This window comes from Intestinibacter sp., assembly GCF_034113885.1.
Taxonomy (GTDB): domain Bacteria; phylum Bacillota; class Clostridia; order Peptostreptococcales; family Peptostreptococcaceae; genus Intestinibacter.
In genome coordinates this window covers 1-4,096 of the sequence record NZ_JAXEWM010000064.1, presented here as the reverse complement: position 1 = coordinate 4,096, position 4,096 = coordinate 1, and the positions used below count along the sequence as shown (strand labels likewise).

Sequence of the window (4,096 nt, the reverse complement as noted above, 5' to 3'; positions counted from 1 at the left end):
TGTTGGAAAGTGGCGAAAAACTCCTCTCATCAAACGTAGTTCTACATTCTTTGCACATATATCTTTGGCGACCATTAGTCTTTCCATTTTTATTCAAACGCAAATTTCCACACTTAGGACATCTAAGCCCCTTCTTAAATCTACCTTGCAAAATTTCTTTTTTCCTATCAATTTCACTTTCAAACCCCAAATTATACAATCTTTTTATTTCATCCTGTGCAAATTCTACTAAAAAATATATCTCCTCCTTACTTAAATCTTCAATACTTTTACGAAAATTTTGTATTTTACTTAGGTCAAATTCATTAGAATAAAACCTTCTCACGTTGTTTCTTTTCGAATTAAACATATCTGAATGTCTTTCATTGAACATACCAAACCCTCCTTACTTAGGTAATTATTAGTTTTATTATGTCTAACTATTTAACACTTTATACCTATGTCACAAAGTTGTTAAATATAATTACAATGACTCTGAATTGATAATAATAGGTTTGAATGGTGTCAATCTTTTTTAAATTAGAAATCGCTATGCGAATGGGTGATACGCTTCGCGTGGGAAAGTTTTTTTATATAAAAAGACTGCACAATTATAAAATATATGCAGTCTTTTTAGTAAAATTATTTATTTTTATTAAATGGTTGCCTCATTTAAATACTTTTATTATTTAACTTGTTCGATTATTTTGTTTATGTCTGATTCTATATTAGCTATTTTTTCTAAGCATTTAGCTTCGTCTTCGCCTTTTACAGCTACATAGAATTTAAGTTTTGGTTCAGTTCCTGATGGTCTTACAGCTATCCATGAACCATCTTCTAAGAAATATTTTAACACATTTGACTTAGGTAATCCATCTATTCCTTTTTGATAGTCTTTTAAGTCTACTACTTTTGTGCTATTGAATTCATTTATATCATTTTCTCTGAAGTAAGTTATTATTTCTTTTATTTTAGCTAAACCTTCTATACCTTTTAAAGTTAATGATATAGTTTTTTCTTTGAAGTATCCGTATTTTTCATATAGAGCTTGTAATCCTTCGTATAGGCTTAATCCTTTGTCATAGTAGTAAGCTGCCATTTCAGCTATTAATAAAGATGCTACTACACCGTCTTTGTCTCTAGCATGAGTTCCTACTAAGTATCCATAACTTTCTTCGTATCCGAATAAGTAAGTTTTATCTCCTGTTTCTTCAAAAGATTTTATTTTTTCACCTATGAATTTAAATCCAGTAAGTACGTTTATTACGTCTAAGTTGTTAGCTCTAGCGATATCTGCTCCGAATTCTGAAGTTACTATAGTTTTAACTAATGTAGCTTTAGGATCTAATTTACCTTCTTCTTTAGAGCTTTCTATTATGTAGTTAGTTAACATTGCACCTATTTGGTTACCAGTAAGAAGTGCATATTCTCCTGTTGTAGTTCTTACAGCTATACCAACTCTATCGCAGTCTGGGTCAGTTGCCATAACTAAGTCAGCACCTTCAGCTTTAGCTAAAGCTATACCTCTTGTTAAAGCTTTGTGTTCTTCTGGGTTTGGATATTCTATTCCAGCAAAATTAGGATCTGGATTTTGTTCTTCTGGTACTACTATTATATTTTCAAATCCCACTTCTGATAATGCACGAGTTACAGGTACGTTTCCTGTTCCGCAAAGTGGAGTATAAACTATTTTAAATTCTTTTCCAACCTTTTTAACTAATTCAGTTTTTATTACTTGAGTTTTTACTGCTTCTATAAATGCAGTGTCTTGATCTTTACCTAACATTATAACTAGGTCTTTTTGATCTTCTTTTATAGTAGGTATTGTTGAGTAATCTTTTATAGCATTTACTTCAGCAGTTATTGCTGATGCTATTTCAGGCATTACTTGTGCTCCATCTTCCCAATATACTTTGTATCCATTGTATTCTGGTGGATTGTGGCTTGCTGTTATAACTATACCTGCTATAGTGTGTAATTTTCTAACTGCAAAAGATAATTCTGGAGTTGTTCTTAATGAATCGAATATGTATGCTTTTATACCGCAAGCAGCTAATGTGTTTGCAGCTTCTATACAAAATTCTCTTGACATATGTCTGTTGTCGTGAGCTATTACTACACCCCTATTTTTTTCTTCTTCTGTAGTATTTTTTACTATGTAGTTTGCAAGACCAAAAGTAGCTCTTCTTACAGTGTATATATTTATTCTGTTAGTTCCAGCTGCTATTATTCCTCTAAGTCCTGCTGTACCAAATTCTAAGTCTGTGTAGAATCTGTCTTCTATTTCTTTTTCATTTCCCTTAATATTTTCTAGTTCTTTTTTTGTTTCAGCATCGAAATAATCACTTTCTAGCCATTGATTGTAGATTTCCTTGTAATTCATTCTTCTTCCCTCTTTCAATTTCTAAACTTTATAATTTTTTATAATATATTAAATTATATTACCCATTTATGGATAAATATAAAAGCTAAAAAGATAATAAACATTAAAAATAAATATCTATTTGTATCTCTATGTATATTGTATATTGTTTTATATTCTAAGTAAACAAAATTTTTTTTTGGTATCGTTTTCTTTTTGAAATTTTTTACAGTTATTTTTTTTGAGGTTTAAAATTAAAAAAATAGTCGTTTTATGTATTATTTTTCTCATAAATCCAACTATTTTTTAATATAATTTATATTTTAACTATATTTTTAAAAATATGTAACGCTTCTCTAACTTCAGTTGTTAAAAATTTTTTATATTATTTACAGCCTACAATCTTGTTGTATATTTTTAGGTAAGTTTCTGCCACTTCTTCTGGAGCGACATCTTTTGTGTTGTCTTTGTTTACAACTGTAGTGTAATATAATTCTGTAAGCTCATATGCCACATCTTTGGCATTTCTTTGAGAAGATCCTGTTACTCTTTGTTCAGCCATATTATGCCTCCTTAAATTTATTCTTTAATAGGTATTATATATTATTTAGTCAGTATATGTATCATTTTTTTATAATTATTTAAAAATTCTCTCGTTATGTTGTAGTTTTCACTGTCTTCGTATTTTACCTTTTGAATATCTTCTTTTATTTGATATATAAAGCTATTTGGATACGCCATTAAAATCGGCGAGTGCGTCGCTATTATAAATTGACTGCCTTGTTTTACTAGTTCATCTATTCTAGATATTAAACTCATCTGTCTCGTTGGAGATAAAGCAGCTTCTGGCTCGTCTAGAATGTATAAACTATTTCCTGTAAATTTGTTCATAATAAGTGAAAAAAAAGCCTCTCCATGAGATCTTTTATGAAGTGATTTTCCTCCATAGCTATTCATAAAGCTATAGCTTGGACTTTCTGAATTTAACTCATCTATATTCGTAGCTACGTTGTAAAAGCTCTCTGCTCTTAAAAAAAATCCATCTTTTGGCTTTTTAACCCCCTTGACTATAGTTATAAAATCGTGCAAACACGAGTGAGTATCATTTGTGCTAAAATTAAAATTTTTAGTTCCTCCCTCTGGATTAAACCCGTATGAAACAGCTATAGATTCTAGTATAGTCGATTTTCCACATCCGTTTTCGCCGACTATAAACGTTACACTTGGATGAAATTCTATTTTGTCTAGATTTTTTATAATCGGCAGGCTAAATGGGTATTCATCGAAATTCTCAACTTTATCTCTATTTAATTTTACGCTTCTAATAAATTGATTCATTTTTTGACTTTTCATATTACTATCCCCTGTATTAATTTTTTAGAAAATATTATTTTATTATTTATTTTAATCGTATATTAAAAAAAAACACGATAAATTAATTATCGTGCAAGGGTGGGTTAAATTATTTAAGCTATTGCTAAATTTACATTTATATAACAACATTTCTTAATTATTATAGTATAACACCTTACACTTTAAATCAATTCATTATAGGATAAATACATTCCATTTTGGAATTAATTTTAATAATCGATTCTTATAATTCATCGATATTTATTATGCTATAATTATAATGATTTTACACAAGGAGGAAGCAAAATGTCAAAATCTAAAGTATATTTTACAAATTTAAGAACAAACCCAAGAAATACTATTTTACAAAAGCTAGAAAAATTAGTCAAGGCTGCTGGAATA

Annotated in this window: 4 protein-coding genes; all 4 read right to left on the bottom strand. The window is 28.9% G+C overall.

Translation table 11 applies throughout. From position 1 onward, the window contains the following. On the bottom strand, positions 1-373 hold a 373-nt coding region (locus SPD90_RS04015; RefSeq protein ID WP_320924374.1), incomplete at its 3' end, for an IS1/IS1595 family N-terminal zinc-binding domain-containing protein. A 291-nt stretch (positions 374-664) separates the two neighbouring features. Beyond that, a complete protein-coding gene (locus SPD90_RS04010) occupies positions 665-2,362 on the bottom strand; it encodes a phospho-sugar mutase (RefSeq protein ID WP_320625463.1) in 1,698 nt (565 codons plus the stop codon). Between the two features lie 364 nt (positions 2,363-2,726). Continuing rightward, complete coding sequence (locus tag SPD90_RS04005; protein WP_320625462.1) at positions 2,727-2,903, bottom strand: hypothetical protein; 177 nt, start codon at positions 2,901-2,903, stop codon at positions 2,727-2,729. Positions 2,904-2,944: 41 nt separating this feature from the next. Continuing rightward, positions 2,945-3,694, bottom strand: coding sequence for an AAA family ATPase (locus SPD90_RS04000; RefSeq protein ID WP_320924373.1), 750 nt, complete (start codon positions 3,692-3,694; stop codon positions 2,945-2,947). Between the last annotated feature and the right edge of the window lie 402 nt (positions 3,695-4,096).

Coding starts and splice junctions, on each gene's coding strand:
- SPD90_RS04005 (WP_320625462.1), bottom strand. CDS start 2,903: ATGGCTGAACAAAGAGTAACAGGATCTTCTCAAAGAAATGCCAAAGAT.
- SPD90_RS04000 (WP_320924373.1), bottom strand. CDS start 3,694: ATGAAAAGTCAAAAAATGAATCAATTTATTAGAAGCGTAAAATTAAAT.
- SPD90_RS04010 (WP_320625463.1), bottom strand. CDS start 2,362: ATGAATTACAAGGAAATCTACAATCAATGGCTAGAAAGTGATTATTTC.